The sequence below is a fragment of the Desulfovibrio sp. ZJ369 genome, from assembly GCF_011039085.1.
GTDB lineage: Bacteria > Desulfobacterota > Desulfovibrionia > Desulfovibrionales > Desulfovibrionaceae > Desulfovibrio.
Window position 1 is genome coordinate 1 of the sequence record NZ_JAAKEI010000009.1, and the last position, 26,031, is coordinate 26,031.

Annotated in this window: 26 protein-coding genes; 10 read left to right on the forward strand and 16 right to left on the reverse strand. The window is 62.4% G+C overall.

The genetic code is table 11. The features are described 5' to 3' along the window. Window positions 1-337: 337 nt before the first annotated feature. From G7Y51_RS04545 to G7Y51_RS04555, 3 genes are all read left to right on the forward strand, one after another. Window positions 338-1,534, forward strand: a complete 1,197-nt coding sequence (locus G7Y51_RS04545) for a DegT/DnrJ/EryC1/StrS family aminotransferase (RefSeq protein ID WP_165175196.1) — start codon at window positions 338-340, stop codon at window positions 1,532-1,534. A gap of 2 nt (window positions 1,535-1,536) precedes the next feature. Further along, a complete protein-coding gene (locus G7Y51_RS04550; protein ID WP_165175197.1) occupies window positions 1,537-2,604 on the forward strand; it encodes a Gfo/Idh/MocA family oxidoreductase in 1,068 nt (355 codons plus the stop codon). A 205-nt stretch (window positions 2,605-2,809) separates the two neighbouring features. Beyond that, window positions 2,810-3,403 (forward strand): acyltransferase, encoded by a 594-nt coding sequence (locus G7Y51_RS04555; RefSeq protein WP_165175198.1) that lies wholly within the window; start codon window positions 2,810-2,812, stop codon window positions 3,401-3,403. A 137-nt stretch (window positions 3,404-3,540) separates the two neighbouring features. On the opposite strand, the gene G7Y51_RS04560 is transcribed toward G7Y51_RS04555, so the two are convergent. The 14 genes from G7Y51_RS04560 to G7Y51_RS04625 all read right to left on the reverse strand — a co-directional run bounded on the left by G7Y51_RS04560 (window position 3,541) and on the right by G7Y51_RS04625 (window position 17,600). Next, entirely contained in the window at window positions 3,541-4,179 is a 639-nt protein-coding gene (locus G7Y51_RS04560) for a protein phosphatase CheZ (protein WP_165175199.1), read from the reverse strand. Window positions 4,180-4,356: 177 nt separating this feature from the next. Continuing rightward, a complete protein-coding gene (gene ybgF / locus G7Y51_RS04565) occupies window positions 4,357-5,331 on the reverse strand; it encodes a tol-pal system protein YbgF (RefSeq protein WP_165175200.1) in 975 nt (324 codons plus the stop codon). Window positions 5,332-5,343: 12 nt separating this feature from the next. Further along, complete coding sequence (locus G7Y51_RS04570) at window positions 5,344-5,550, reverse strand: PLDc N-terminal domain-containing protein (RefSeq protein WP_165066535.1); 207 nt, start codon at window positions 5,548-5,550, stop codon at window positions 5,344-5,346. Next, a complete protein-coding gene (lspA, locus tag G7Y51_RS04575) occupies window positions 5,547-6,071 on the reverse strand; it encodes a signal peptidase II (protein ID WP_165175201.1) in 525 nt (174 codons plus the stop codon). The genes G7Y51_RS04570 and lspA overlap by 4 nt, the downstream gene beginning before the upstream one ends. Continuing rightward, entirely contained in the window at window positions 6,068-8,914 is a 2,847-nt protein-coding gene (gene ileS / locus G7Y51_RS04580; protein WP_165175202.1) for an isoleucine--tRNA ligase, read from the reverse strand. The genes lspA and ileS overlap by 4 nt, the downstream gene beginning before the upstream one ends. Before the next feature lie 429 nt (window positions 8,915-9,343). Next, on the reverse strand, window positions 9,344-9,595 hold the full coding sequence (locus G7Y51_RS04585; protein WP_165175203.1) for a HypC/HybG/HupF family hydrogenase formation chaperone: 252 nt from the start codon (window positions 9,593-9,595) through the stop codon (window positions 9,344-9,346). A 366-nt stretch (window positions 9,596-9,961) separates the two neighbouring features. Further along, window positions 9,962-10,108 (reverse strand): hypothetical protein, encoded by a 147-nt coding sequence (locus G7Y51_RS04590; RefSeq protein ID WP_165175204.1) that lies wholly within the window; start codon window positions 10,106-10,108, stop codon window positions 9,962-9,964. Window positions 10,109-10,247: 139 nt separating this feature from the next. After that, a complete protein-coding gene (gene hmcC / locus G7Y51_RS04595) occupies window positions 10,248-11,462 on the reverse strand; it encodes a sulfate respiration complex protein HmcC (RefSeq protein WP_165175205.1) in 1,215 nt (404 codons plus the stop codon). Then, window positions 11,463-12,572 (reverse strand): sulfate respiration complex iron-sulfur protein HmcB, encoded by a 1,110-nt coding sequence (gene hmcB, locus G7Y51_RS04600; RefSeq protein ID WP_165175206.1) that lies wholly within the window; start codon window positions 12,570-12,572, stop codon window positions 11,463-11,465. Between the two features lie 14 nt (window positions 12,573-12,586). Then, window positions 12,587-13,558, reverse strand: a complete 972-nt coding sequence (locus tag G7Y51_RS04605; RefSeq protein ID WP_165175207.1) for a cytochrome c3 family protein — start codon at window positions 13,556-13,558, stop codon at window positions 12,587-12,589. 338 nt (window positions 13,559-13,896) lie between these two features. Next, the gene (miaA, locus tag G7Y51_RS04610; RefSeq protein WP_165175208.1) at window positions 13,897-14,856 is read right to left on the reverse strand and encodes a tRNA (adenosine(37)-N6)-dimethylallyltransferase MiaA; all 960 of its coding nucleotides are present in this window, start codon (window positions 14,854-14,856) and stop codon (window positions 13,897-13,899) included. Beyond that, window positions 14,853-15,395 (reverse strand): pantetheine-phosphate adenylyltransferase, encoded by a 543-nt coding sequence (coaD, locus tag G7Y51_RS04615; RefSeq protein WP_165066511.1) that lies wholly within the window; start codon window positions 15,393-15,395, stop codon window positions 14,853-14,855. The genes miaA and coaD overlap by 4 nt, the downstream gene beginning before the upstream one ends. Next, complete coding sequence (gene rsmD, locus G7Y51_RS04620) at window positions 15,392-15,943, reverse strand: 16S rRNA (guanine(966)-N(2))-methyltransferase RsmD (protein WP_165175209.1); 552 nt, start codon at window positions 15,941-15,943, stop codon at window positions 15,392-15,394. Before rsmD ends, coaD begins: the two co-directional genes overlap by 4 nt. A 46-nt stretch (window positions 15,944-15,989) precedes the next feature. Continuing rightward, entirely contained in the window at window positions 15,990-17,600 is a 1,611-nt protein-coding gene (locus G7Y51_RS04625) for an MBL fold metallo-hydrolase (RefSeq protein WP_165175210.1), read from the reverse strand. Window positions 17,601-17,832: 232 nt separating this feature from the next. Between G7Y51_RS04625 and G7Y51_RS04630 the strand changes: the two genes are divergently transcribed. The 5 genes from G7Y51_RS04630 to G7Y51_RS04650 all read left to right on the forward strand — a co-directional run bounded on the left by G7Y51_RS04630 (window position 17,833) and on the right by G7Y51_RS04650 (window position 21,803). Continuing rightward, window positions 17,833-18,501 carry a TIGR00730 family Rossman fold protein gene (locus G7Y51_RS04630; RefSeq protein WP_165175211.1) on the forward strand — a complete coding sequence of 223 codons (669 nt, stop codon included), beginning with the start codon at window positions 17,833-17,835 and terminating at the stop codon, window positions 18,499-18,501. A gap of 100 nt (window positions 18,502-18,601) precedes the next feature. After that, window positions 18,602-19,129: a nucleoside deaminase gene (locus G7Y51_RS04635; RefSeq protein WP_241160131.1), complete on the forward strand. Its 528-nt coding sequence runs from the start codon at window positions 18,602-18,604 to the stop codon at window positions 19,127-19,129. Window positions 19,130-19,146: 17 nt separating this feature from the next. Then, on the forward strand, window positions 19,147-20,691 hold the full coding sequence (locus G7Y51_RS04640; RefSeq protein WP_165175212.1) for a fused MFS/spermidine synthase: 1,545 nt from the start codon (window positions 19,147-19,149) through the stop codon (window positions 20,689-20,691). A 356-nt stretch (window positions 20,692-21,047) separates the two neighbouring features. Continuing rightward, window positions 21,048-21,275, forward strand: coding sequence for a hypothetical protein (locus tag G7Y51_RS04645; RefSeq protein ID WP_241160132.1), 228 nt, complete (start codon window positions 21,048-21,050; stop codon window positions 21,273-21,275). 243 nt (window positions 21,276-21,518) lie between these two features. Then, a complete protein-coding gene (locus G7Y51_RS04650; RefSeq protein ID WP_165175213.1) occupies window positions 21,519-21,803 on the forward strand; it encodes a hypothetical protein in 285 nt (94 codons plus the stop codon). A 242-nt stretch (window positions 21,804-22,045) separates the two neighbouring features. Here the strand turns inward: G7Y51_RS04650 and G7Y51_RS04655 are convergent, their stop codons facing one another. Both G7Y51_RS04655 and G7Y51_RS04660 read right to left on the reverse strand, forming a co-directional pair. Beyond that, window positions 22,046-22,417, reverse strand: a complete 372-nt coding sequence (locus tag G7Y51_RS04655; RefSeq protein ID WP_206214245.1) for a hypothetical protein — start codon at window positions 22,415-22,417, stop codon at window positions 22,046-22,048. 322 nt (window positions 22,418-22,739) lie between these two features. After that, window positions 22,740-24,272: a helix-turn-helix transcriptional regulator gene (locus G7Y51_RS04660; RefSeq protein ID WP_206214246.1), complete on the reverse strand. Its 1,533-nt coding sequence runs from the start codon at window positions 24,270-24,272 to the stop codon at window positions 22,740-22,742. 21 nt (window positions 24,273-24,293) lie between these two features. Here G7Y51_RS04660 and G7Y51_RS04665 point away from each other — a divergent pair, with 21 nt between their 5' ends. Together G7Y51_RS04665 and G7Y51_RS04670 are read left to right on the forward strand one after the other, a co-directional pair. Beyond that, the gene (locus G7Y51_RS04665; protein ID WP_165175216.1) at window positions 24,294-24,668 is read left to right on the forward strand and encodes a hypothetical protein; all 375 of its coding nucleotides are present in this window, start codon (window positions 24,294-24,296) and stop codon (window positions 24,666-24,668) included. Between the two features lie 192 nt (window positions 24,669-24,860). Beyond that, on the forward strand, window positions 24,861-25,886 hold the full coding sequence (locus G7Y51_RS04670) for a TRAP transporter substrate-binding protein (protein WP_165175217.1): 1,026 nt from the start codon (window positions 24,861-24,863) through the stop codon (window positions 25,884-25,886). The last annotated feature ends 145 nt before the right edge of the window (window positions 25,887-26,031 follow it).

Sequence of the window (26,031 nt, forward strand, 5' to 3'; positions counted from 1 at the left end):
AATTGCCTGGCTGTTGCTTTTCCATCAAGATACGCATGAACAGCCTTGGTTCGGATTTCTTCAGATGCAAATTTCATCTCTGCAATCTAAACGATTTCTAAATAAAATAAAAGTCAAATTGCTCTAGCCTTCCCCATTCTCATGCCGGGAAAAAACCTGCTTTCCCTGGGACTGGCCTTGCATTGTCCGCGGGCCAAGTGTAGTTTCAAGGGCACACGCCCCAAGCAAATTCCGGCATGTAGATTGCATTTGAAATGTGTTATTTTCCATGCCCGGAACGGAGAGGCCTCCTTGCCGGGCCACATCGCCCACAGCACAAGCAAGCACGGTGGATGCCATGCACTTCATTGATCTTGACGCGCAGCAGGCGCGCATCAGGCCGGTTCTGGAAAGGCGCATTGCCGCAGTGCTGCGCCACGGCCGCTACATCATGGGGCCTGAGGTGCGCGAGCTGGAAGAAAGGCTCGCGGCCTTTTGCGGCGCGCGGTACTGCCTGGGCTGCGCATCGGGCAGCGCGGCTCTGGACCTGGCGCTGCTGGCCTGGGGCCTGGGCCCGGGCGACGCGGTTCTGACCACGGCCCTGAGTTTCATTGCCACGGCCGAAAGCATTGCCCGCACCGGGGCCACACCGGTTTTCGTGGACATTGACCGCCATTTCAATCTGAACGCCTCCCATCTGGAACAGGCCCTGGCGGCCCTGGAAAAAGGCGATCCTTCCCTGCATCCCCTGCCCCGGCAGGCCGTGGAAGGCCGTTTGCGGCCGCGCGCGATCATCGCCGTTGATCTCTTCGGCCGCCCGGCTGAGTATGTCGAAATTCTCCGCGTGGCCCGCGCACACGGGCTCAAGGTGCTGGAAGATGCGGCCCAGGGCTTTGGAGGGCGTTACAGGGAGCAGGCGCTCTGCGCCTGCGGCTGCGACGTCGCAACCACGAGCTTTTTCCCGGCAAAACCCCTGGGGTGCTACGGCGACGGCGGGGCCGTGTTCACCGATGACGCGGCATTGGCCGCGCTGATCGACTCTTTGCGCTATCACGGCCGCATCGACGCGGATCATAAAAACGAAAACGTGCGCCTGGGCATGAACGGCCGTCTGGACACCCTTCAGGCGGCCATCCTGCTGGCCAAACTGGATATTTTCGCGCAAGAGCTGGATGAGCGCCAGGAGGTGGCGGCCCGCTGGGGCCGTCTGCTGGCCCATGTGCCGGGCCTGGACCTGCCCGCGCCGCCGCCGGCGCCGGGCCGGAGCACCTGGGCTCAGTACAGCGTGCTGCTGCCCGCAGGCACGGATCGCGCCGCCCTGGCGGCCCAACTCGCGCTTGAGGGCATCCCCACGGCCGTCAACTATCCCAAAGGCCTGCATACGCAAAAGGCCTTTGCCGCGCTGGGCTACGCTCCCGGGGATTTTCCCGTGACCCGGGATGTGACTGCGCGCGTGCTTTCCCTGCCCATGCACCCCTATCTGGACGCCGCCACGCAGGAACGCGTCGCGGAAGCGTTGCGCGCGGCTCTGGCCCGCCAACATCAAGGAGAATAAAGATGCTGCATTTCGCGCTGGTGGGCTGCGGCCGCATTTCCAAGCGTCACTGCGAGCTGCTGGGCGGAGGTCAAATTCCCGGAGCCGCGCTGGCCGCCGTCTGCGACGTGAATGCCGAAAAAGCCAGAGCCCGGGGCGAGGAGTGGGGCGTGCCCTGGTTCACCAGCATGCACGACATGATGCGCAACCTCGGCCCGCAGATCGACGCGGTGAGCATTTTGACCGAGAGCGGCAACCATGCCCGTCATACCCTGGAGCTGGCCCCATACGGCAAGCATATTCTGGTGGAAAAGCCCATGGCCCTGACCCTGGACGATGCGGACGCCATGATCCGCGCCTGCGACAAGGCCCACGTCAAACTCTTCGTGATCAAGCAGAACCGCTTCAACCTGCCGGTCATGAAAACGCGCGAAGCTTTGGAGGCCGGGCGCTTCGGCAAAATCGTCATGGGCACGGTGCGCGTGCGCTGGTGCCGACCGCAAAGCTATTACGATCAGGACGCCTGGCGCGGCACCTGGAGCATGGACGGCGGGGTGCTGACCAATCAGGCCAGCCATCATGTGGATCTGCTGGAATGGATGCTGGGCGACGTGGAAAGCGTGTTCGCCAAAAGCCGCACCGCACTCGTGAACATCGAAGCCGAGGATACGGCCGTGGTTGTGCTCAAGTTCCGCAGCGGGGCCCTAGGCATTATTGAAGCCACCACGGCCGCGCGCCCCAAAGATCTGGAAGGCTCGCTCTCGATTTTGGGCGAAAAAGGCAGCGTGGTGATCGGCGGTTTTGCGGTGAACCGCATGGAGACCTGGAATTTCGATCCGCCTCTGCCCGAGGATCAGGAGGTGATGCGGCGCTTTTCCGTGAATCCGCCTGATGTGTACGGCTTCGGCCACCGCAGTTATTACGAGCATGTGCTGGCCTGCCTGGAAAACGGCGGCCATCAGCTCGTGGACGGCCTGGAGGGCCGCCGCAGCCTGGAACTGATCATGGCCATTTACGAATCCATTGAAACAGGCCGGGAAGTGCACCTGCGCTTCACCCCCCAGCACTGCCGCCTGGGCCACAGGGAGTAAGACAAGGGCGCGGCCGCGCGTCTTCCGCCGGAACGGATCCGGCTTCAATCAGGAACCTGTTTAACCAACGCGGGTTTTTCCGGCATTCACGCCGTACGCGGCCAAATGGCGGCGCTAATGCCCGCAGTACGCGTCGGGCCCGGCGCGCCTTTCGGGTCGGATCGCCCTGCGAAGCATACGATCTTTTATGCTTGGAGCGTTGCGCATGGAATATTTCGTGCATCCCACAGCTTGCGTCGAAGCGGGCGCGCGTATCGGCGCAGGCACACGGATCTGGCATTTCTGCCATGTCATGAGCGAGGCCGTGATCGGCAGAAACTGCAATATAGGCCAAAACGTCTTTGTGGATAACGGCGCAGTGGTGGGCGACAACTGCAAATTGCAGAACAATGTCAGCGTCTACCGCCATGTGACGTTGGAGGACGGCGTTTTCTGCGGGCCGAGCATGGTTTTTACCAATGTCTTCAATCCGCGCGCAGAAATCAAAAAAATGGATCAGGCCCGGCCCACGTTAATCCGGCAGGGGGCCAGCCTGGGAGCCAACTGCGTGATTGTTTGCGGCCTGATTGTGGGTCGATGCGCCTTTGTGGGCGCGGGTGCCGTGGTCACCCGCCATGTGCCGGATCATGCCCTGGTTTTCGGCAACCCGGCCCGCCAACGCGGCTGGGTCTGCACTTGCGGCGAAAAACTTGACGCCGCCCTCCGCTGTCAGGTCTGCGGCCAACAGTATGCGCCGGGAGCCGAAGGTCTGGGAGGTGTCCACTCCACTGTGGGACCAAACATTGCAAAAGATCGTTGAAAAAGTGAAGGCTTCATCCTTATGCAGGCTTTGTTTCTGTTCAAGCCAGTAGCCGCGTAAAAAAACTGTGAAGATGAAAACAGCAAGACAAGCTATTGCCAAAGAGCTTGTCTTGTACTTTCTCTCATGGCGTTTTCCTACATGCCCAACTGGGCCAGCATGTCGTCAATGGCGCTTTGGGAGACGCCGTTTTTGTCCGGCCCTTTGAGCGTGGATGTGACTTTGCGGTTCTGGCGAAAATCCTGCACGGCTTTTTGGGCTTCGCTTTGCAGGGCCAGGGCGTCCTTGTCCGGGTGTTTTTCCGCGCCGTCCATGATCAGGCCTGAAGAGACATAAAGTTCCACCACGCTGTCTTCAATTTTGTTCAGCGCCGTCACCACTCGTTTAATGCGCTGGCCTGTAATGTCCTGAAAGCTCAGGGCGGTCAGCAGGCTGGTCAGATCGGCGCCGAGCTGTCGGTTGATCTCCACAAGCCGGGCCGTCTGGTCGGGCGTGGCCGTGTTCTCGCGCACGGCGGCCAGCAGTTCCGCGCTCTCTGCCTGCAGATCAAGATGCTTTTCCACGATCTCCATGATATTCATGGTGGCCGTTTCCGTCGCTTTGAGCACCTCGCCCAGTTGATCCGAGGCTTCATGAAAGAGGGCGTCGGTTTCCGGCGCGGGCACGGCCTGATCGCCGGAGGCCGTGGAAATTTGTTGATAAATATTTTTCAGCCCCTGGCGCATGTCCGCGCTCAATAACTTATAGACAGTCGGCTGAGCCTGTTTCGCTGCCATGTCTGCTCCCCTTTCGGCCTCTGGCCGGCGACTGCGCCGCCGTGCCGCAGGTTGCCTGTAATTCCGGAATGAATTCGCGCCCCCCGCAGGGTGTCGCGCCCGCGCATCCTCCAGCCAGCGGGCATTGCCGCCCGCAACACGGCCGCAATGCTCTGCCCTGGCGTCAAAAAATGCCGCTTACTTGTTGGTTTTCATAAAGGTTTTGGCGCGCGCGGCTTCCGGCGAGGTGGGGTACTTTTTAATCAGCTCCTGCATGCGGGCTTTGGCCGCGGCCCCCTGGTTCAGCTTGCTGAAACTGATGCCCTGCTTGAGATACGCGCCGGGCGCGCGCGTGGATTTGGGATATTTCTTGATCACCGTGTCATAGGCCAGGGCCGCGTCCGCGAACTGGTTGCGCTGGAAGTGGCATTCCGCCAGATAGTACTGGGCGTCGGGCACCAGATTGTGGCTTGGGTAATTTTTCAGAAAGTCCGAGAAAGAGCGCTGGGCTTCCGTATAGTTGCGGGCATTGAAGGCATTGACTCCGGCGTCAAAGAGCGCCAGGGAAATGTCTTTTTGCGGAACCTGAAGCACAGGCTGGGGCGAAGGCTGGCCCCAGGTGGCTGCGCTCGGAGCCTGGGCGGGCTGGGCCTGACCCGCGGCCGGGGCATAGCCGCTGCCGCCCGCGGGCTGGCCGTAGGTTCCCTGCTCGGGCAGGCCGTAATTGCCTTGTGCCGCTTGGCCTGCCGTAGCGCCGGTCATGGGCGTTCCCACGGGGCTTGCGGGAGGGACCGCCAAGGGCGCGGCTGCGGAGGAAGCGAGCGGGGCTGCGGGCATGGGATCGCCCAGGTTGAGATTCAGAGCCATGCTGCTCTCCACCTGCCGCAAGGCGGCGTCATGCCGGTTGACCCGCTCAACCAGGGCGCGCGCGCCGCCCGCATTCTGCAAATCGTCCATTTGACCTTTGAGCGTGTTCAGCTCCTGGCGCATGGCCTGCAGCTGGTTCCAGGTATCGGCCTGGGCGGGCTGCATTTGCCGCAGCTGCATATCGTGCTGCTGCACGCGCTGATCCAGATCCAGACTGCCGCTGCCTGAGCCGCTCTGCACGCAGGCGCCCAAAAACAAGGTGGCGCAGACCAGGGGCAGAAGATGGGAAGAACGGAATGTGTTCATGCTCTCCTCGTTTCAGCGTTGAATTTTTCTCAGGGCTTTTTTGCGGCCCGTGAAAAGATAAACAAGGCCGCCCAGTACCGGCAGAAAAACGACCAGCACCAGCCAGAGCGCGCGCTGTTGCGGACTTTCGAACTCATGATCCCAGATGTGCCAGATGCTCCAGAAACTGGGGAGCATGGGGATCAGCGCCACCAGAGGATGCCACCACGCGAAGCTCATGCCGCGCTTCCTCCCTTGCCGGACGTTTGCGTGCCGGCCGCCGCAGGCGCGGGCGGCTTGCGCCAGAGAACAAAGCAGGCCAGAAAAGCCCCCAGGCAGATGGCCGTATCCGCCACATTAAAGGCGGGCCAATGCCAGTCGCCCACATGAAAATCCAGAAAATCGACCACTGCCCTGAAACGCAGGCGATCCGCGAGATTGCCCAGGGCCCCGCCCAAGACCAGGCCCAGGGCCGCGAACAGCCAGGGCTCGTCGTCGGCGCTGCGCGCCAGGGCGATGATTGCCCAGGCCGCCACGGTGGTGGCTGCCAGAAACAGCCAGAACTGCCATTCAATGTCCGAGCGGTTCAAAAAGCCAAAGGCCGCCCCCCGGTTGCGGATGTTGATCAGATCGAAAAAACCGGGAATCACCACCACGGGCCGGTGCACGGGAACAGTGGCCATGACCCACCACTTGCTGAGCTGGTCCAGGACCATGACCAGCGCGGCCACGCCGAACAAAATCCGGTAACGGCGTTTCATCGGGCAGCGTGCTCCCCGTCGCCCCCCAGAGTCGGAAATTCGCGCAGCACTGCCGCGCAGCGCGGGCAGAGCGTGGGATGCGCGGGATCGCCGCCCAGCTCCGTACTGTAAATCCAGCAGCGCTCACATTTTTCGCCGCGGGCTTTTTCCACGCCGATGGCCAGCCCGGCCACGTCCGCATCCCTCAGGGCCGTGCCCGGGGCCGCGTCCAACGGGGCCGTCTCCAGTTGGGAGACAATGCAGACCGCGCGCAGATCCGTGCCCAGACTTTGCAGGAGTTGGCGCAGCTCGTCGGCCAGATAGAGCGTCACCCGGGTGTCCAGGGAGTGCCCCACCACGCCGTCGCGGCGCAAGGGCTCAATGGCTTTGGTCACCGCGCCGCGCACGGCAAGCAGCACGTTCCAGTCGTCGCGGTGGCCTTCGTCCAGCAGCCAGGGCTGCACATTGACCGGGGGCAGCGCAAAGACCGTGCTCTGCGGTCCATGCAGGGCAGGGGGCAGATGGCTGAAGATTTCCTCGGCAGTGAAAGAGAGCACCGGAGCCATGTCGCGCAGCAGCAAGCAGAGAATATGATACAGGGCCGTCTGGGCCGAGCGGCGCTGGCGGCTGCTCGCGCCCGAAGCGTAGAGACGATCCTTGAGGATGTCCAGGTACACGGAGGAAAGATCCGTGACGCAGTACTTGTGCAGAGTATGGTAGACCTTGTGAAATTCAAATTCCGCGTACGCCTGTTGCACGCGCTGGTGCACGCGGGCGGCCGTGTCCAGGGCAAAACGATCCAGGGGCAGCAAATCCTCAAGGGGCACAAGGTCCGCCGGGGCCAGACCGTCGATGTTGCCCAGGATGAAGCGGCAGGTATTGCGGATGCGCCGGTAGGCGTCCACCAGGCGGCCCAGAATCTGATCCGAAATGCGGATGTCCTCGCGGTACTCCACCGAGGAAACCCAGAGGCGCACGATTTCGGCTCCGAATTTTTCAATGAGCTCCTGCGGGGCAATGACGTTGCCGATGGATTTGGACATTTTGCGGCCTTCGCCGTCCACCACATAGCCGTGGGTCAGCACCGCGCGGTAGGGGGCCTGCCCGCGCGTGCCCTCGGAAACCAGCAGCGAACTGTGAAACCAGCCCCGGTGCTGATCCGAGCCTTCCAGATAGAGATCGGCCGGGTAACGCAGTTCCGGGCGCTCCTCCAGCACAGCCGCAAAGCTGGTGCCGGAATCAAACCAGACATCCAGGATGTCGGTTTCCTTTTTCCAGCGGCGGCCGCCGCAGTGCGGGCACACGAGATCTTTGGGCGCGATCTCGTTCACATCGGTCTCGTACCAGTAGTCGCAGCCCGTGGGATGGCTGGCGAAGCGCGCGGCCATGTCGCGCATCCAGGCCGGATCGTTCCAGGCCTCGCCGCAATCCTCACAGAGCAGGGCCAGGATGGGCACGCCCCACTGGCGCTGGCGCGAGATGCACCAGTCCGGCCGGGATTCGATCATATTGTAAATGCGGTCCCGTCCCCAGGCCGGAATCCAGCGCACCGCGCGATCAATGCTTTGCAGGGCCCGGCCGCGCAGCTCGTTCTTTTCCATGCTGATAAACCATTGGGTCGTGGCCCGGAAGATCACCGGCTGCTTGCAGCGCCAGCAGTGCGGGTAGGAGTGGCTGATCGTGTCCTCATGCAGCAGCGCGCCCACTTCCGTAAGCTTTTCAATGACCCTGGGGTTGGCCTCGGTGACGGTGAGGCCCGCGAAAAATTCCACGGCGGGCAAAAAGCGGCCCGCGTCGTCCAGGGGCGAGTAGATCTCAAGGCCGTATTTCAGGCCCGCTTCATAGTCCTCGCGACCGTGCCCCGGCGCGGTATGCACGCAGCCGGTGCCTGTGTCCAGGGTAACGTGCGGGCCGAGGATCAGGGGCGAGGGGCGGTCGTAAAAAGGATGGCGCGCCATGAGCCCTTCCAGTTGCGCGCCTGTGGCCCGGCCCAGAATTGTGGGCCGATCCGGGCCGAAAAGGCCGGAGCAGGGCGCAAGGCGCTCTTCGGCCAGCAGGTACTGGGCTCCCCCTGCTTCCACCAGCACATAGCTGAATTCCGGATGCAGGCAAATGGCCATATTGTCCGGCAAGGTCCAGGGCGTGGTTGTCCAGATGGCCGCAAAGGCCCGCTGGGGATCGGCCTGGGGGAAGATTTTCTTCAGGCCCGGATCGGGCAGGGGAAAACGCACATAGATGGAGGGGGAAGTGTGGTCGTAATATTCCACCTCGGCTTCGGCCAGGGCCGTGTGACAGGAGCAGCACCAGTAAATGGGTTTCTTGGCCCGGATCACGTTGCCTTTTTCCACAAAGTCCGCCAGTTCGCGGGCCGTGGTGGCCTCATAGGCCGGATCCATGCTCATATAGGGCTTTTCCCAGGTTCCGAACACGCCCAGTCGCTTGAATTCCTCGCGCTGGATGTTGATCCATCTGGCCGCATACTCGCGGCAGAGCTTGCGCACCACATGCGCGGGCAGTTCTTTTTTTTTGGCCTTGAGTTCCTGCTCTACCTTATGCTCAATGGGCAGCCCGTGGCAGTCCCAGCCGGGCACATAGCGCGCCGCAAAACCCTGCATATTGCGCGATTTGACCACAATATCCTTGAGAATCTTGTTCAGCGCCGTGCCCATGTGGATATGGCCGTTGGCATAGGGGGGACCGTCGTGCAACACATAGTCGCCCCGGCTGCCCGAGGCGGCAATCATGGCCTCGCCGGCCTGGATTTCAGCCCATTTTTTGAGCAGTTCCGGCTCGCGCTGCGCCAGATTGGCCTTCATGGGAAAGGCGGTGTGCGGAAGATTCAACGTCTTTTTATAGTCGCTCATGCTGGCTCCCGGCGGCTGTTTCCGGCTCAAGGGCCGTGGATATGCGGTGGAAAAATCGCTTTAGTGTGGGCAAAGACGGGTCTAAAGTCAAGAAGCAGGGCTGCCGGAGATATTCACGCCTTTAATGAAAATTGCATTACAACTATCTGAAATTTAAAATGAATTTTTTAGGAAATCATCTCAAAGGTGAATGTCCCGGCTGCCGCATACGATGCGTCAGCCCTGATATGCGGCCTCTTGAGGCTGCGGACAAAGTCGGCAGCCAGGAAAAATGCGGGCAGGTCGCGGCTGCGCCGCGCCCGTACACGATCGCTTTGCGCGCCTTTCCGCCCGGCAGCACAAAATCCGCGAAGCGGAGTTTGTCGTCAGTCCGGGAAGGTCACAGGGGCAGCCTTCGCAGGAACGTGCGTGCTGCGCCCAAAAAATATTCTAGAACTGCGCCGGGCTGCCCTCCATGGCTTCAGCCAGTTCGCGCAGAGCAGCCAGGCTGTCCTGCGCTTCCTGAGGGCTGAGGGTATGCATGGCAAAACCGGCATGGACTATCACATAATCGCCGACGTGCGGCGGTTCGGGCAAAAGCATCATGGAGGCCGTCAAAAAAGTATGGCTTTCGCCCACGCGCACGCGGGCCATGCCTTCTTCCTGAAGCTCCACGATCTGGGCGGGGATGGCAAGACACATGGCTGAACCTCACTGCAAGGTAGAATAAGCATTCAAGGCGGAACGGCAAGCGCGTGGGACGCACGCGCCGCTTGCCGCCATCAGTCCGGCGGGGTGGCCCGGCCAAAGACCCGGGAGCGGCGCTGCGGGGGGGGCAGCAGGCGGGGAATGTGCAGGAGGCGGGGCCGCTGCGCCTGCCTGTGCGCGACGGCCCCGCCCTGTCCGTTGCAATGCTCTCTTAGAGCATTTTTTTGATTGAAAATATCCATTTTCAATCACTTCGCTGCCATCATTTCGCGTCCAGAACGCGGTCTGGACGCTCATTCGGCGCGGGCGCCAGCTAACGCTGTCGCCAGAGCGTTTAGCTAATTTCATTAGCAAAACGCTCTACTTCGGACTGTTATTGCGTTTCTTCCTGGCCGGATAGAGTATGAAGTTCCAGTACAGCACATAGACGGGCAGCACCACAAACATCATGATGTACGCCCAGCTCTTGGTATACAGGAAGTATTGATAGAACGTGCTGAATTCCATAGTGATCTCCTCTTGAAAAAGCCGGGGGCCGGCGCGCTTCAACGCCTGTCATGCGGGCGGCTTCTGCCGCGCTTCCCGTGGGGCCGGCCGGTGTTACGCTGCCCGGCGCGGCCCCCGCGGGCCTGTTTGATCATGCTGCTCAGTGCGCATCCTTGAAGTCGGGATGTTCATAGAGCACGGGCATGTTATACACAATGAAGCGGTATGCCGTCACAATCATGGTCACCACGAAAATGGAGATGCAGATTTCCCAGATGCTCGGAAAATAGCGCTCCGCCGAGGGCAGATTGTAATTGAAGGCAATCATGGAGACATTGAAGCGGTTGAGCACAATGCCGAGCACCGTGTTGGCCGCGGCAAAGCGGCAAAGACACAGGTTCTGGTCGCGCGCGCCCTTGGCGTAGAGCAGGGCGGGCAAGAGCACGAAGCAGAGCATTTCCACCAGCCACCACATGCCGTAGCCTGAGAAAAGGTAGGGGATGTTGGCCTGCACCAGCATGTCGATAAGCTTGAGCATGAAATAGGCGAAGAGGATGAACGAGGCGGCCCTGGAGAAACTGAAGACGACCCCGTCGGCCTCGCGCAGATGCGTGGCGTCCATGTACTGATGCACGCCCTTGTGTGCGAACATGCCTTCAAAAATGACCATGGACGCGCCCGCGGCCATGGAGCTGACGAAGAAGAACATGGGCATGAAGGGGGAGTACCAGAGCGGATGCAGTTTTTCCGGCGCAATCAGATAGAGTGCGCCCAGCGAGGATTGGTGCAGGGTGGAGAGGGTCACGCCGAAGATGGTCAGCAAAATCGTGGCCCGGTTCACCAGGCTGTGCCAGGAGAGCAGGAAGGGGAATCTCCGGGACAGCCACTCCATGGGCGCCACGGAAAATTCGATGAAAAGCACGGTGACGTATGTGGCCACGCACAGGCCCACTTCAAAAAGCACGGAAGTGGTGCCGGGAAAGAAGAACATGTACGGCAGGCGCAAGGGATGGCCGAGGTCGTAGAGCAGGGCCACGACCACGAAAGCGTAGCCCAGAAAGGCCGTGGTCACAGCCGGGCGCACCGCGGAGTGGAACTGCTTCATGCCCATTACATAGCAGGCCACGGTTGTGAAGTAGCCGCCCGCCGCAAGGCACACGCCGCAGAGCAGGTCAAAGCCGATCCACAGGCCCCAGGGCTGATTGTCGTCCAGATTGGTGACCGAGCCGATGCCCATGGTGAAGCGGATCACCGTGATGATCAGGCCCACCGCCAGAATGATCCAGGTGATGATATTGCCCGGCGTGCGGCGCAGCAGCGGATCGAGATTGAACAGCTTGTCTTTGGTGGGAATGACGATGCCGTGGTTTTCCATTTACTTATCCTCCCCGTGTCCGTCAGGATGCGCCGTCCTGGCTTCCCTGGCTTTCAGGGCCTCGGCCATGGCCCTGCGGGCCGTTTCGGCCGCGCCCGGGCCCTGGGTTTCCTCAATCTTGCGCACGGCGGCGTCCACGGCGGCGGTCACGTCTTCTTTGGCCTGAGCGACGACCTGGTCCTGTTCGGCCTTGTGCACGGCCTCGCGGCGCTTGCTGATGGCGTAGGCCCCGCCGAAGAGCACGGGCCAGAAGGCCACGATCATGGGCACCGCGCCCAGGGCTCCATAGGTCAGTTCGCCCATGGGCTGCTTGCCCAGATGGGTGTTCAGGCCCAGTTGCTCCAGAGCCGGCCCGGCGTCGGCCGCGTTGTTGGGCCGCACGGCTTCGGCCGTGCCCGCGGCAGGAGCCAGAACCATCCAGGCTGTGCCGCCCGCGTCCCATTCGCCGTAGACATAATTCACATACTTGCCGGGATTGTCGGCAATGCGCGCGCGGGCCGCTTTGATCAGGTCGCTGCGCTTGCCGAAGGTCAGGGCATTCACCGGGCAGGCTTCCACGCAACCGGGGAGTTTGCCTTCTTTGAGGCGGGGCTCGCAAAAGGTGCATTTTTGCACCAGGGGATCAAAGGCCTCGTCATACTGGAAGCCCGGCACATAGAAAGGACAGGCCACCATGCAGTAGCGGCAGCCCACGCATTGCGAGCCGTCATAGGCCACTGTGCCGTCGGGCAGCTTCTGGAAACATTTGGCGAAGCAGGCCGAGGCGCAGGCCGGATCATTGCAGTGGAAGCACTGCAATTTGCGGAAAACCGGCTTGCCGTTCATTTCGTACTTGTTGACCACGGTCCATTCATACGCCGTGGTGCGGCGGCGGGTTTCCGTGACTGAGAGATCCGTGAAGGGCTTGGCCGGCCTGGGCAGATGATTCACTTTATTGCAGGCCGCTTCACAGCGGCGGCAGCCGATGCAGCGGGTCGTGTCGTGCAGCACGCCGTAGCTTTCTTCATAGTACGGAAAGGTATGGGAGGCGGCTTTGGCCACTTTGGCCGTGCCCAGTGCCGAAACCACGCCCGCGCTTCCCAGAATAGTCAGGAATTTTCTGCGATTCATATGCCTTCTCCCTACTAATCGGCGCGTTTATGGCAGGTTGTGCAGTCGGTGCTCCTGGGACGACCGACGTTCATGGCCGTGTGGCAGCCCATGCATTGCAGATGGTACGCGGCCTTGAGCTGCGGGCGCTCCGGATGCCTGGGATCAATGGTCGCGCTGTGGCAACTGCTGCACTTGGGCGGCGTGGCCGAAAGCGGGCTGTAATGATGGCAGGCCGCACAGAGCGTTTCCGGCCGGGTGTGGAAGGCCTGGGCCAGCTTGTCGTCCTTGATCCCCTCCATCAGCGAATTGAGATGGCGGCGGTGGGTGAACAGGGTCGGCTTGTATTCTTTGGCCAGCTCGCCAATGACCACCTTGAGCGGAGCATCCTTGGGCGCAAGATAGGGCACGGGCTTTTGGGCCAGCACGGTTTTCGCGGCCAGGGCCTCGTTTTCTTCAGCGGGCAGCTCCCCGGCAATGCCCTGTTGCAACTGGGCATTGGTCATGGCGGGCGTCACATTATGGCAGGACGCGCACCAGGCCGCGTCGCGCCTGGGTTTTACAAGAACATGACAGCCCGCGCATTCCCGGCGCTTGAGCTGCTGCTCATGACAGCTCACACAACTCTGCGGCGTATTCTCGCCCTTGGGGCGTTGGGCGATGTTCGTGGCGTGCATGGCCCGCTCAAGGGTGATGAAATTGCCCTCGGCTTTGCCTCCCACCGTATGACAGGTGGTACAAGCCACCGTATCGCCCGTATGGTGGCAGGACTCGCAGTTTTCGATTTTTTTCTCGTGGATCAGGTGATTGAAGACCACGGGTTTCATGGCCGAGCCCTTGGGATTGGGCTTTTCGCCCACCGGGAAGATGACCATGGCCGACGGCGCGCCGCTGTCCGTGGCCTCCAGGGAAGCCGCGGCCGCAGAGCCCGCCCCCCAGGCCGTCAGACACGCCGCGCCGGCCAGGGCCATCGCCGCCAGCAGAAGCAGTGTTGTGCCGTTCCTCATATGCTTGTCCTTTTGCATACAGTACCCCAACATACCCAGCCCGCGGCACCGCGCCGCGGGCTGCCTCCGGCCCCCCGGAGGGGCAGACGGTCAGATGCCGCCACGGTAGCCCAGGGCGCGAAGCACGTCAAGGAGGGGGGGCGCGTTGAAAGGGGTTCTCAAGCCCGGAAAAACAGGGCATTGAGAAAATTTTCATAAAAAAAAGCCGCGTTCGTTACAGGCGACAAAAACCGCGTGCGCGTGCGGGCCGCCGGAGGCATCCAAGCGCCTTGGCGCGGCCCCAGCCGCCCGCGGGCTTTCCGGACTTCACGGCAGGGGGCATTTTCTGCCTTCGCGATTCAGCAGGCCCAGTGCCGCCGGGCCTGCGCCAGCACGGCCGCGGGATCGTCGGGCGGCAGAAAAATCGCCTCGGCACGGGCCCGGAACCAGGTCAACTGGCGTTTGGCATAGGCGCGGGTATTGCGCAGCCAGAGGCTGCGGCACTGCTCAAGGCTGATGCGGCCTTGCAGATGGGCCAGAGCTTCGGCCGCGCCGATGCCCGACCAGCCGGGCGCGGCCGGATCGTCGCAGCGACTCAGAGCCTGCCGGGCTTCGTCCAGGGCGCCGGCGGCCAGCATCAGATCCAGCCGCCGCGCCAGGCGCGGCTCCAGCCAGGCCAGATCCGCATTGAGCACCAGCAGGGGGCCCCGGCAGAGCGGGGGGCTCATGGCGTTCGCGTGCCACCAGCTGAACGGGCGGCCCGTGCCCTCCAGCACTTCCAGGGCGCGGCCGATGCGCTGGCGGTCGTGCGGGTGGATGCGCGCCGCATAGGCCGGATCCGCCGCGGCCAGCTCGCCATGCAGCGCGGGCGCGCCTTCCGCCTCCAGGCGGGCTTGCAGGCGCGCGGCGATGGCCGGATCCACGGGCGGGATTTGGGCAATGCCGCGCAGCAGGGTCTGAAAATAGAGGCCCGTGCCGCCCACCAGCAGGGGCGTCCTGCCGCGCGCCAGCAGTTGCCGGGCCCTGGCCGCGGCCTGTTCCGCCCATTGCCCGGCGCTGATCTTTTGCGTTGCGGGCAGAAAGCCGTAGAGATGATGGCCGCAGCGGGCGCGCTCTTCCGGCGAGGGCTGGGCCGTGATCAGCGGAAAGTCGGCATAGACCTGCCGGGAATCGGCGTTGATCACCTCGCCGTCCAGGGCTTCGGCCAGGAGCAGGGCCGCCGCGGTCTTGCCCGCGCCCGTGGGCCCGGCCAGACAGATCACGGGCGCGGGCCGGGACGCCGGAGGCGCGGCCGGAACCGGGGTTGCCCGCAGGCTCATTCCGGCACGCGAAAGCCGCCGTGCGGCGCGGCCAGACAGGGCGTGCCCCGGCGCACCTGGCCCTTGTCGTATTTTTCCATGAGCATGCGGCGCACGTTTTCCGGCACCAGGCCCTTGACGTCCGCGCCGTGGCTGGCCGCGGCCTTGACAATGGTGGAACTGATGAACAGCCATTGGTAATCGGTCATCATGAAGACCGTCTGGATGTGGCGTTGCAAACGGCGGTTCATCAGGGCCAACTGGAATTCGTACTCAAAATCCGAGACCGCGCGCAGCCCGCGCAGGATGGCGCAGGCCCCGCGCTCGGCCGCATATTCCACGGTCAGGCCCGAAAATGGCTCCACCACGGCGCGGGGCTCGTTTTTCAGGGCTTCGCGGGCCATCCGCACGCGCTCCTCATGGCTGAAGAGCGGAAATTTGGGCGTGTTGTCGGCCACGGCCACCAGAACTTGATCAAAAACCTCGCAGCCGCGGCGGATCAGGCTCAGATGACCGTTGGTCAGGGGATCGAAAGTCCCGGGGTATAATGCTGTTTTCATGGCAGTGTCCAGATGCAGATGCGGGTCTGCCCGAAGAGGCGGTCAGCCAGCAGGTTGAGGGCGGGCGGCGGGGCAAGTGTGAGATCTTTTTCGATCTCCGCGCTCACCAGGGCGCCCGGAGCCAGCCAGTTGTTTTCCGCCAGGGCGCGCAAGGCCGCCTGGGCCAGATTTTTGCGGTAAGGCGGATCCATAAAGACCAGATCAAAGGGCTCAATGGGCGGTCGCCGCAGCAGGCGCGCCACGTCCTCCCTGAGCAGCCGGGCCTGCTCCGCAAGGCCCAGATCCGCGATGTTTTGTTGCAGGCAGCGCACGGCCAGGGCCGCGTTTTCCACCAGCAGGGCCGAGAGCGCGCCCCGGCTCAGAGCCTCGAACGCCAGGCTGCCGCTGCCCGCGAAAAGATCCAGCACGCGCGTGCCGTGCCAGTGCAGGCCCCGGGCCTCAAGCATGGAAAAAAGCGCCTCGCGCGTTCTGCCCATGGCCGGACGGTAGCCTTCGCCCTGCACGGTTTTCAGCACGCGGCCGCCCAATCTGCCGGCAATGATCCGCATGGCGGCTCCCATCCGGTTGAATGTCGCGCAGGATGCCGGGCCGCGCCTACATGCGCGAAAGCAGGCGGGTCATGGCGTAATCCATCTTGGCCAGGGCCTCCTGCAGTTCGGTCTGCTCCACCCAGGGGCGCTGCTCCACATCGGCCAGCTTGCCCTTGAACATGTCCCACTTGCGCTCCAGCTCGCCGGTGAGAAAAGTCCAGTCCACCCTGGGGTGCGCCTGGCCTTCATGCAGCACGGTCCGGGCCACCTGGCGGCCCTCCAGGACCATTTCCTCAAGATAGGCGGGAATCAGGGGCCGGATGCCGAACCGTTGCTCAATGAGCCCGGCCAGCGTGGTCTGGGCCGAATTTTCGCCGTGCACCAGCACGATGTGCGCGCCGTCCCGGGCCAGGGGGGCGGCCCAGTCCAGCAGCTGGCTCTGCCCGGCATGGCCCGAAAAGCCGTTGATGGTGAAAATGCGCGCGGCCACTTCCATATCCTCGCCGAAGAGCGTGATCTTTGCGGCGCGCTCCACCAGTTTGCGGCCCGGCGTGCCCACGGCCTGGTAGCCCACAAAGACCACGCTGGCCCCGGGCCGCCAGATATTGTGCTTGAGGTGATGCTTGATCCGCCCGGCATTGCACATGCCACTGGCTGAAATGACCACGGCCGGGCCCTGATAGCTGTTGATGGCCTGCGATTCCTCGGCGCTCATGGTATAGCGCAGATGGGGCAGGGCAAAAGGATCTTCGCCGTCGTTCAGCAGGGCCCGCGCGTCCTCGTCGAAAAGCTCGCGGTGGCGCTGAAAGACTTCCGTGGCGCGGATGGCCAGGGGGCTGTCCACGAAAACGGGCATGTCCGCGGGCAGCTTGCCCTGTTTGTTGAGAATGTGCAGGCAGTAGAGCACTTCCTGGGTGCGCTCCACGGCAAAGGCCGGGATGATCACCTTTTCGCCGCGGCTGTGGCTGTAGGCGATGGCTTCGGCCAGCTCCTCGGTGCTCGTGCTTTCATTTTTATGATTGCGGTCGCCGTAGGTGGATTCCATGAACACATAATCGGCCACGGGCGGATTTTCCGGATCGCGCACGATCAGGGACTGGGGGCGGCCAATGTCGCCGGAAAAGATCAGGCTGGTGGTTTTGCCGTTCTCCTCGGCCTCGATGCGCAGGGAGCCGGAGCCCAGAATATGCCCGGCGTCATAGTAGGTCACGCGGATGCCCGGCGCGGGCTCGAAAGTCCTGTGGTAGTCCACGGGTTGAAACAGGGTGGCCGCTTTTTGGGCGTCTTCCATGCCGTACAGCGCGAGAGGCGGGTTTTTGAGCCCGCGGCGCTCGTACTTTTTGGCTTCCCACTGGGCTTCCATTTCCTGAATGTGGGCGCTGTCCTGGAGCATGATCTCCAGCAGCTCGCCCGTGGCCCTGGTGCAGTAGACGGGGTTGGCATAGCCGTTTTTGACCAGCAGGGGCAGCAGGCCCGAATGGTCTATATGGGCGTGGGTGATCAGGATGAAGTCAATGCCGGCGGGCTCGTAGATTCCGGCCTCGCGGTTGCGGGCTTCAATGGCCTTGTTGCCCTGGTGCATGCCGCAGTCCACGCAGAAACGCGTGCCGCCGACCTCGATCATGTAGCAGGAGCCGGTCACGGTCTGCGCCGCGCCCAGAAATTGAACCTTCATGGCATCTCCTTTGCGGAAGTGCGGCCCGGAACGGGCGTTTTTTCCGTACGACTATGCCTGTCATCGCGGCCAAGCGCAAGCCCCGCGTCGGGTCGGGGCAGGCGCATGCCGGGGAAATCGCAGGGTTTTGCCGCGGCCCTGGAACGCATTGCCTTTGCCCGGCCGCGCACATATACTGGCCGAAGCGAAAAACAGGCGCGCCCGCGGCGCGTCCCCGCCCCAAGGAGCAATCATGCCTGAATTACGACAAAATATTGTGGACGATCTGACTTCCGTGACAACCGAATCCTGGCGCACGTTCAGGATCATGGCGGAAATGGTCACGGCCCTGGACCAGCTCAACGCCCTGAAGAGCAACTGCATTTCCATTTTCGGCTCGGCCCGCTGCACGCCGGACATGCAGGAGTATCAGGATGCGGAAAAGATCGCGCACATGCTGGTGCAGGCGGGTTTCGGGATCATCACCGGCGGCGGCCCGGGCATCATGGAGGCGGCCAACAAGGGGGCCAGCGAGGCCGGGGGCGAGTCCGTGGGCCTGCACATCCATCTGCCGCACGAGCAGGGCTGCAACAACTATGTAAAAACCCGCTGCAATTTCCGCTATTTTTTCATCCGCAAGTTCATGTTCGTGAAATACGCCATGGCCTATGTGGTCATGCCCGGCGGCATGGGCACCATCGACGAGCTTTCCGAGGCCTTTGTGCTGGCTCAGACCGGCCGCACCCGGCCTTTTCCGATCATTCTGTATGATTCGCGCTACTGGAGCGGCTTTCTGGAATGGCTGCGCCACAGCATGGTCGCGGGGGGCTTTATCCAGGAGGCCGAGATCCAGAAACTGGTCACGGTCTGCGACACGCCCGAGGAAGTGGTCAACCATCTGTGCAAGATCATTATCCTCTAGTGCCGCGTGAAGCGCACCAGTACCCCGTACTGCATAACGTTTCGGGGGACTGGCCGCCGGCTGCGCGATCTTCACACCGAATGGACCGATGAGGCGTGACATGACGCTTGTTCTGCCGCGCGTTTTCGAGGCTGCGGGGCCTGTGCCGGCCCCGCCGTCCGGGCATACCTGGGAAGGACTCATGGATCTGGCCCTGGAAGCGGCGGCCGAGGGCGGCCGCGCGGGCGAAGTGCCGGTGGGCGCCGTGATTGCCGGGCCCGACGGGCGCATCCTGGCCCGCGCGCGCAACGCGCCGGTCAGTCTGCACGATCCCACGGCGCATGCCGAAATTCTGGCTCTGCGCGCCGCGGGCGCGGCGCTGGGCAATTATCGCCTTGCGGGTTGCGTGCTGGTGGTCACCCTGGAGCCCTGCGCCATGTGCGCGGCGGCCCTGGCGCACGCCCGCCTGGCCGGGCTGGTTTTCGGCGCGGCCGACGCCCTGGCCGGGGCCGTGGTTTCCCGCGCCGAGTATTTGGATGCCGCGCCCTGCAACCACCGGGTCTGGCAGATGGGTGGCGTGCGGGCCGCAGCCTGCGCCGCGCTGCTGCGCGATTTTTTCGCGGGCAGGCGCGAGCGTGCTCCCGGATAAGACCATGAGGATGATTGATGCTTGAACTGACGGTTTTTCTGAGCGGGGCTCTGGTCATGGTGCTGGAAATGGTGGGCGCGCGGGTGCTGGCCCCGCATGTGGGCACGTCGGCCGTTGTCTGGACCAGCCTGATCGGCGTGGTGCTGGCCTGCCTGGCCCTGGGAGCCTGGGCCGGAGGGCGCCGGGCCGATAAAAGGCTTTCCCGCGCCGGCCTGGGCCAGGCTCTGGCCGGGGCCGGAGCCGGCTGCGGCCTGACGGCCTTCTGCCATACGGCGGTGGGCGCGGGCGTGACCTCGGCCATCGGCAATCTCTATCTGGCGGCCGTGGCCGCGGCTGCGGGCATTTTCGCCGTGCCCGCCTTTTTTTTCGGGATGATCACGCCCTATGTGATCCGCCTGCGCATCGCCCGGGTGGATACTTCCGGCGCCACAGTGGGCAGACTGTATGCGCTCTCCACAGCGGGCAGCATTCTTGGCACCTTTTTGGGCGGCTTTGTGCTGATCTCCTTTTTTTCCAGCACCATCATTCTTTGGGGCGCGGCCATCTGCATGCTGCTGCTTTCTCTGGGCAACGCGCCGGGCAGGCCGCTGCTGCGGCTGCTTCTGCTGGCGCTCTGCGTTCTGCTGGCCTGGCAGAACACGCTCTACAGGCAATGGCTGGCGCGCAACGGGCGGGGCGTCATGCTGGAAAGCCCCTACAACAACATTCGGATCAGCGAGGGCCTGGATCCGGCCGAGGGCAACAGGCGGGTGCGCCTGATGGCCACGGATCCCGGCTACAGCCAGTCCGGCATGTATCTGGACGCGCCGGACGAACTCTATTTCGAGTACACCCGTTTTTACGCTTTGGGTCCCTATTTCGTGCCCAAGGCGCAAAGCGTGCTGATGCTCGGCGGGGGCGGCTATTCGGTGCCCAAGTGGCTGCTGGCCGGGCGGGCGCGCCCGCACGCGCCCGGCGGTCCCGGAGGCCGGGATCTGCGCCTGACCGTGGTGGAGCTTGATCCGGCCATGACCGCGGCGGCGCGGCGCTGGTTCGGCCTGCGGCAGGATTCGCGGCTCACCGTGCTGCATGAGGACGCCCGCGCTTTTCTGAACCGGCAGAAAAGCCGCTATGATCTGGTTTTTGTGGATGTTTTCAACTCGCATTATTCCGTGCCCTTTCAGATGGCCACGCAGGAGGCCGCGCAGGCCTTGCGCCGGGCTGTGGCTCCGGGCGGCGCGCTGCTGATGAATCTCATTTCCGCGGTGGAAGGCGAGGACGGGCGTCTGTTCCGGGGCATTTACCAGGCTCTTGCCGCGGCTTTTCCGGATGTGCGCGTTTTTTGCGTGGGGCGGCCGGAGCGGCCTGCCGAGGTGCAGAACCTTATGCTCGTGGCCTTTGCGGAAAAACGGCCCGAAAGCGGGCGGGAGATGGCCCCGGACGGGGAAAGCCCGCCTGTGCCCCCACAGCTGGCCGCCATGCTGCGCGCCAGGCATCTCCGGCCTGTGGACCGGGATATTGCGCCGCTCACCGACGATCTGGCCCCGGTTGAGCGCTATGCGCTGATGCTCCTGCGGCCATGAACGTCTTCCGGCCGCTTCAGACCGCCGGCTCAGGCGTGCCGGGGCGAATTTTTTTGGCGCGTGCGGTGAACGGCGACGCGCCCGGCAGAGCGTTTTGCCGCCCTGCGGGTTTTTCGCCGACGCACGGATGGAATCTTGCGGGATGGCGCTGAAATCTGTACTTTAGTCTCTGGAGCGTCAGCGGTGTGAAACTCCCCGCGCAGGGCAGTCCGAGCAGGCGCGCCCTCCGCGCGGCGCGGCCTTGCGGGCCGGAGAACAGATTTTTTCCCGTGAGTTTATTGCAGGCATGATTCTGCGCCCACGCGGCCGCGCTACACCGGAAAATGTTTGAGACAAGGAGGCCCCCTATGGAGCATATGCCCACAATCAAACCCGTATCCACCACGGATCAGGTCCTGACCATGCTGGGGCAGAAGCTGAACAACCGCCAGGAGCTGACTCTGGCCGAAAACCTGATGGCCATGAGCGCCGCGGCCCGGACCAAGGCCGACTTCTATGGCCCCGGCCCGGCGACCATGCAGTTGCAGCACCCTCAGTTGCCTGAGGACGTCAAGGGGATTCTGGCCAACTACAGCGGGGTCTGAGGCGCATCAGCGCCGCAGCAGACCGGCGCGGAGCAGGCCTGCCGCCACATCATCGGCAGCCTGGCATTTTTCTGGTGAAGCTGACGGCTTTGGAAATGCCGGCTTTTCAAGGCAGACGTTCCCCGCTGACCGTCATGTCCGGCAGGAGCCGCCACCCTTTCCGGTGTTTTGCGCCGTATGCGGATCCACATTTAACAGCGCGGGGGCCAGGCGGCCCGGCCGCGCGGAGTGCGAGGAAGTTTTTTGAACGAGACCATTGATGATCTCACTGTGCAGTATGAGGAAAACGGCCAGATCCTGATCAAAGAGATCGACAAGGTGGTGTTGAGCAAGGGCGCCTGGACCACGATTCTGTTCCGCTATCAACAATGGCGGCCGGAAACCGATGACTACGGCCCGGAGAAATATGTGATCCGTCGCTATAAAAAATCCGGCGGCGAGTACCGCCAGCAATCCAAGTTCACCATTTCCAGCGCGGAACAGGCCCGCAAGATTGTTGACGCCCTGCTTTCCTGGATTGAAAAATAAGCCGGCCCGGCGATCCCGCTGCTTTTTTCAGGTTTCGGCCAGGTTTTAGGGCGTTTTAAAAGCAATATGCTCTATGACGGGCAAGGGCTTGTGAGGTTCTTGCGGGAGCCTCACAAGCCCTTGGGTCAGATGGGTACAACATTCCCGCTGTTGCAGCGCAGATCAGCCGTGCACGCGCAAGCCCCGGCGTCCGGCAGGAGCGTCAGGGATTTTTTCGTATCCGGGCTGATGCGCCTGGCGGCTTAGCGGGTCATGTCCTTCAGGGAATTTTTGAGCTCATGCGCCTTGTCTTTCACGCTGCTTTTGACGTCGTGAAAGGCATCGCTCATGGAGTCTTTGGCCTGACGAGCGCCGCTTTCCATGCTTTTGCCGCTTTTGCGGGCCTTTTCGCTCAGGCTGCTGCCTGTCTGACGCGTTCTGCTCTTCATATCCTTCGTGGATTCCCGGGCGTTGTCGCCGGCCATGCTTTGCGCTTTCTCGCCCATATCCGACATGTTTTTTTGCGCGGAATGAGACATACCCTTATCCGCGGCGCGGGCGACGGTTTTTTTCTTCATGGTCTGGGATCTGGACGTTGTTTTCGTCGTATCGGATGTATTGACTGAAGCGTTCATTCTTTGTTCCTCATATCTTGCGGAAGCCGTGGACGGGTTCCGGTTCTCTGGTTCATGGCAACGTCACTGTAAAAAAAGACCCCGACATTCTGCCGGGGCCCTGGATAGATTTCAGCTTGTCTCCGGCGCATGGTATAACAACGCCGTTTCTCTGTCGCTGAAATAAACGCGTTGCCAGTATAGAATATAAAATATGTACTGCATCTCTCCTGTCAAGCCGCAGCAGTCCCGGCCAGGACCACGGCTTGGGGCAACGCCTGGGCAGCGCCGCCGCAGTGGACGCAGAAGCCGCGTCTGTCCGGCGCAGGCGACGCGCCTGGGCTCACGTCCTGTTTTGTGCGCTGTCCGCCGCCCGGCAGACCAGCCAGGGCAGTTCGTGGCGGCTGTTGATGCTCAGCCGCCGTAAAATATTCCTGATGTGCGTTTTCAGGGTGCTCTGAGAGATGTTCAGGCTGCCGCAGATTTCCACGTCCTGGTGTTTCTGGACCAGCATGGCTGCAACCAGAGCCTGCTGGCGGGTCAGGCCCAGGGCGCGGAAAATCCGTTCGCACTGCTCCAGACTGAGCGTTTCGGACGGCATGCCGCCTTCATCTTCCGGTTTTTTCTCTTTTTCACACGTCAGGGCCTGCATGGCTGCGGGCGCGTTTTCCAGAGGCAGGAAGGCGGGGCGCGTTTCCCGGCCATCGCGGGGAGAAGCCCAGAAAACGAGCCGCTCCAGCAGAAAGACAAAGGCAAAGCTGGAAATCAGAATGGTAACGGCCAGAAAGGCAAAGAGATAATTGACCGTGGTGCCGTGGGAAAGACTGGTGCGGATGCCGGGCAGGGCATATGTGCCGAGCAGCAGGCTGAACAGGAGGGTTGCCCCGCCAAAGCCGATCAGCCGGATGCCGTTGCCCTCGCCGCTTTGCTTCAGACGCGAGGCCGCAAAGAAGAGCGTGGCGTAACTGTACACGCCGAGCAGCGTGTAGGCGAAATGCAGGCTGTCCAGGGACAGGGCCGGAGATTCGCGGTGCAGCAGGGGCCAGGCCGTGTAGCCCACCACCAGCAGGGGGCCCATGAGCAGAATGGTCCGCCAGATGGAGGCCCGGCGCGCCAGATGGATGCAGAGCGGCGATATGAGGCAGCTCAGTGCCGCGATCAGCAGCAAATGCGGCTTGGGCCGCGGGAGCAGCGGCTCCATGACGGCCAGCAGACTGTAGTACAGGCCGTGGCTTACGCCGGCCAGCGCGTAAACGGGGTATATCGGCCACAGCGCGCCCGCAAACGTCCAGCCGGGCTTGCAGCCAGGCTGGCCCGCGCCGTCCCCGGTATCGGGTTCAGAATTTTCAGGCGCTTCCAGCAGGAGTCTGGCTGCCAGAGCAAAGACCACGGGCAGCAGAAAAAGGCTGTCCGGGCGCAGGGTCAACATGCCGTGGATCAGGGAGCGGCTGATAATGATCCCGCCGCTGACCACAATCAATGTGCCCAGGCGCGACAGCCCGGCCACGCCCATGCCCAGAACCATAAAGCCCGCGGCAAAGCCGAAGCCCGCGGGCAGGCTGAGCGACATGCCCGCGAGCGGGCCGGAAAACAGGGGAATATCCAGGCCCGCCAGAGCCGGAAGCATCAGGCAGGCGCTGCCCGCGATCCAGAGCCGGTTAAGAGCGCCTTTGCGGCGCAGCTGTGCCCTGAACAGGCCCATCAGCAAAAGGGACGCGGCCGCGCCGGGCAGGACCGCGAACAGGCGTCCGAACTCATCATTGAAAAGCAGGGGCTCCATGTCTCCGTAGCCCCGGAACGTCAGCCAGAGCCAGGCGTTCAGGCAGCCCGCACCCAAAATATAGCGGAGCTCTTTCAAGCTGTACCTCGCAGTCATGACGGCGCTCAGCGCGCGTGCATGCCCCTTTTCTCCCTGTTCTGTGAAAAAAAAGTCCTGCATGACGCGGTCGCCGGCATGAAGGGAATTTTGCGCCGTACAAGGATAATACATATTATTTTTTTATATTTCAATGGGATGAATGTATCATCCTTTGAGGTATATGCCCTGGCGGGCTACCTGCATCCCGTATTTTCGCCTCTTTTTTTGCAAATTACCACCGCGGATGATTGGCCGGATGTGGGCTTGTGCGTAAAAGTACACACTGAGAAAAATGCCGGGCTTCACGATCCGGGCAGGAGATGCCCGCGCCGAATGAGCCTGAAAACCACGCTTTTCAGGCGCTTGTCCCGCTTGCGGGGAAATGATGGCAGCGCCGCTTTTGAAATTGAATAATTTCAAAAGCAAAATGCTCTAATTGCTGTCTCCATCCGTAGCTTCCTTCGTCGCAACGGCTGAAGCCTGGACGCGAAATGATGGCAGCGAAGTGATTGAAAATGAATATTTTCAATCAAAAATGCTCCAGGAGGATGTGCCTTGCAAGGGCGTTGTTTCGCGCCGTAACTCTAAAAGTGGCAGGAGGTTGCCATGAACAGGATGTTTTCCCTTGCCGCGGGACTCGTGACCGCGCTTTCCCTGCTGGCGGGACCGGCCCTGGCGGCTGACGCGCCGGCCTACGACGGCCCGAAACTCAAGTTTCGGGTGGCCCACACCACGCCTCCGGGCAATCACATCACCCTGGCCTTTGAGAAATTCAAAGAGCTGGTGGAGCAAAAGAGCAACGGCAAAATCAGGGTTCAGGTCTTTCCCAACGCCATCCTGGGCAGCGACCGCGTGCTGATGGAAGGCGCTCAGAAGGGCAGCCTGGAAATGGCCGTCAGCTCCACGCCGAACATGGCCAATTTTTCTCCCCTCTATCAGGTCTTTGACCTGCCGTACATCACCAGCCCCAAAAATCAGGAAAAGCTGTACAAGTCAATTGATTCTGGCGCGCTTGGCGAATATTTCAAAAAAGTGGGCAACAGCATCGGTCTTGAGCCGATCATGTACGCCGAATACGGCTACCGCAACTTTGTGACCATCAACCGCCCGGTTTCCAGGGTGGAGGATCTGGCGGGCCTCAAGGTGCGCACCACGGACTCGGCCGTTGAAGTGGAAGTGGCCAAGATCCTGAAGATGAATCCCACGCCCGTGGCCTGGGGCGAAGTGTACACGGCCTTGCAGCAGGGCACTGTGGACGGCGAGGGCAACACCTTTCCGCATATGTACGGGGCCAAGCATCACGAAGTGCTGAAATACGCCGTGACCTCGGCCCACAACTACGGCATGCAGGTCATGATGGCCAATAAGGCCTGGTGGGACAAGCTGCCGCCCGAAGCCCAAAAGCTGATCCGCGAGGCCGCGGCCGAAGCCCTGGCATACCAGCGCAGCGTGCTGTACCCCAGGAATGAGGCCGAGGCGCGCGAAGGCTTCATCAAGGCCGGCATCAGGATCGTGGAGCTTGACGATGCGCAGCTTGACGCCTTCCGCAAGGCCACCCGGCCTGTCTGGGAGAAGTTCAAGGACAAGCTGCCGCCCGATCTCGTGGAGCTGGTGCTCGAAACGCAGAAATAAGCCCGCCGTATTGATTCCGCCGCGCGGAGAACCCCCGCGCGGCGGACGATCCATCGTTGCTCCCCCCCCCGCGTCCGGAAAGATCCGGTCCGGCCCGCAAGGGTCCGGGCCGCGAACCGCCGCGCGTCACCGCTGCAGCTCATGG

Bases quoted from the DNA above. Each gene is read 5' to 3' on its own strand.
- G7Y51_RS04625 (WP_165175210.1), bottom strand. From the start codon at position 17,600: ATGAAGGTTCAATTTCTGGGCGCGGCGCAGACCGTGACCGGCTCCTGC.
- G7Y51_RS04590 (WP_165175204.1), bottom strand. From the start codon at position 10,108: ATGGAATTCAGCACGTTCTATCAATACTTCCTGTATACCAAGAGCTGG.
- G7Y51_RS04560 (WP_165175199.1), bottom strand. From the start codon at position 4,179: ATGGCAGCGAAACAGGCTCAGCCGACTGTCTATAAGTTATTGAGCGCG.
- G7Y51_RS04630 (WP_165175211.1), top strand. From the start codon at position 17,833: ATGCCTGAATTACGACAAAATATTGTGGACGATCTGACTTCCGTGACA.
- G7Y51_RS04545 (WP_165175196.1), top strand. From the start codon at position 338: ATGCACTTCATTGATCTTGACGCGCAGCAGGCGCGCATCAGGCCGGTT.
- hmcB (WP_165175206.1), bottom strand. From the start codon at position 12,572: ATGAATCGCAGAAAATTCCTGACTATTCTGGGAAGCGCGGGCGTGGTT.
- ileS (WP_165175202.1), bottom strand. From the start codon at position 8,914: ATGAGCGACTATAAAAAGACGTTGAATCTTCCGCACACCGCCTTTCCC.
- G7Y51_RS04640 (WP_165175212.1), top strand. From the start codon at position 19,147: ATGCTTGAACTGACGGTTTTTCTGAGCGGGGCTCTGGTCATGGTGCTG.
- miaA (WP_165175208.1), bottom strand. From the start codon at position 14,856: ATGAGCCTGCGGGCAACCCCGGTTCCGGCCGCGCCTCCGGCGTCCCGG.
- G7Y51_RS04605 (WP_165175207.1), bottom strand. From the start codon at position 13,558: ATGAGGAACGGCACAACACTGCTTCTGCTGGCGGCGATGGCCCTGGCC.
- G7Y51_RS04665 (WP_165175216.1), top strand. From the start codon at position 24,294: ATGCCCCTTTTCTCCCTGTTCTGTGAAAAAAAAGTCCTGCATGACGCG.
- G7Y51_RS04670 (WP_165175217.1), top strand. From the start codon at position 24,861: ATGAACAGGATGTTTTCCCTTGCCGCGGGACTCGTGACCGCGCTTTCC.
- coaD (WP_165066511.1), bottom strand. From the start codon at position 15,395: ATGAAAACAGCATTATACCCCGGGACTTTCGATCCCCTGACCAACGGT.
- G7Y51_RS04660 (WP_206214246.1), bottom strand. From the start codon at position 24,272: ATGACTGCGAGGTACAGCTTGAAAGAGCTCCGCTATATTTTGGGTGCG.
- G7Y51_RS04550 (WP_165175197.1), top strand. From the start codon at position 1,537: ATGCTGCATTTCGCGCTGGTGGGCTGCGGCCGCATTTCCAAGCGTCAC.
- G7Y51_RS04655 (WP_206214245.1), bottom strand. From the start codon at position 22,417: ATGAACGCTTCAGTCAATACATCCGATACGACGAAAACAACGTCCAGA.
- G7Y51_RS04555 (WP_165175198.1), top strand. From the start codon at position 2,810: ATGGAATATTTCGTGCATCCCACAGCTTGCGTCGAAGCGGGCGCGCGT.
- rsmD (WP_165175209.1), bottom strand. From the start codon at position 15,943: ATGCGGATCATTGCCGGCAGATTGGGCGGCCGCGTGCTGAAAACCGTG.
- G7Y51_RS04645 (WP_241160132.1), top strand. From the start codon at position 21,048: ATGCCCACAATCAAACCCGTATCCACCACGGATCAGGTCCTGACCATG.
- G7Y51_RS04570 (WP_165066535.1), bottom strand. From the start codon at position 5,550: ATGAGCTTCGCGTGGTGGCATCCTCTGGTGGCGCTGATCCCCATGCTC.
- G7Y51_RS04635 (WP_241160131.1), top strand. From the start codon at position 18,602: ATGACGCTTGTTCTGCCGCGCGTTTTCGAGGCTGCGGGGCCTGTGCCG.
- ybgF (WP_165175200.1), bottom strand. From the start codon at position 5,331: ATGAACACATTCCGTTCTTCCCATCTTCTGCCCCTGGTCTGCGCCACC.
- G7Y51_RS04585 (WP_165175203.1), bottom strand. From the start codon at position 9,595: ATGTGTCTTGCCATCCCCGCCCAGATCGTGGAGCTTCAGGAAGAAGGC.
- lspA (WP_165175201.1), bottom strand. From the start codon at position 6,071: ATGAAACGCCGTTACCGGATTTTGTTCGGCGTGGCCGCGCTGGTCATG.
- hmcC (WP_165175205.1), bottom strand. From the start codon at position 11,462: ATGGAAAACCACGGCATCGTCATTCCCACCAAAGACAAGCTGTTCAAT.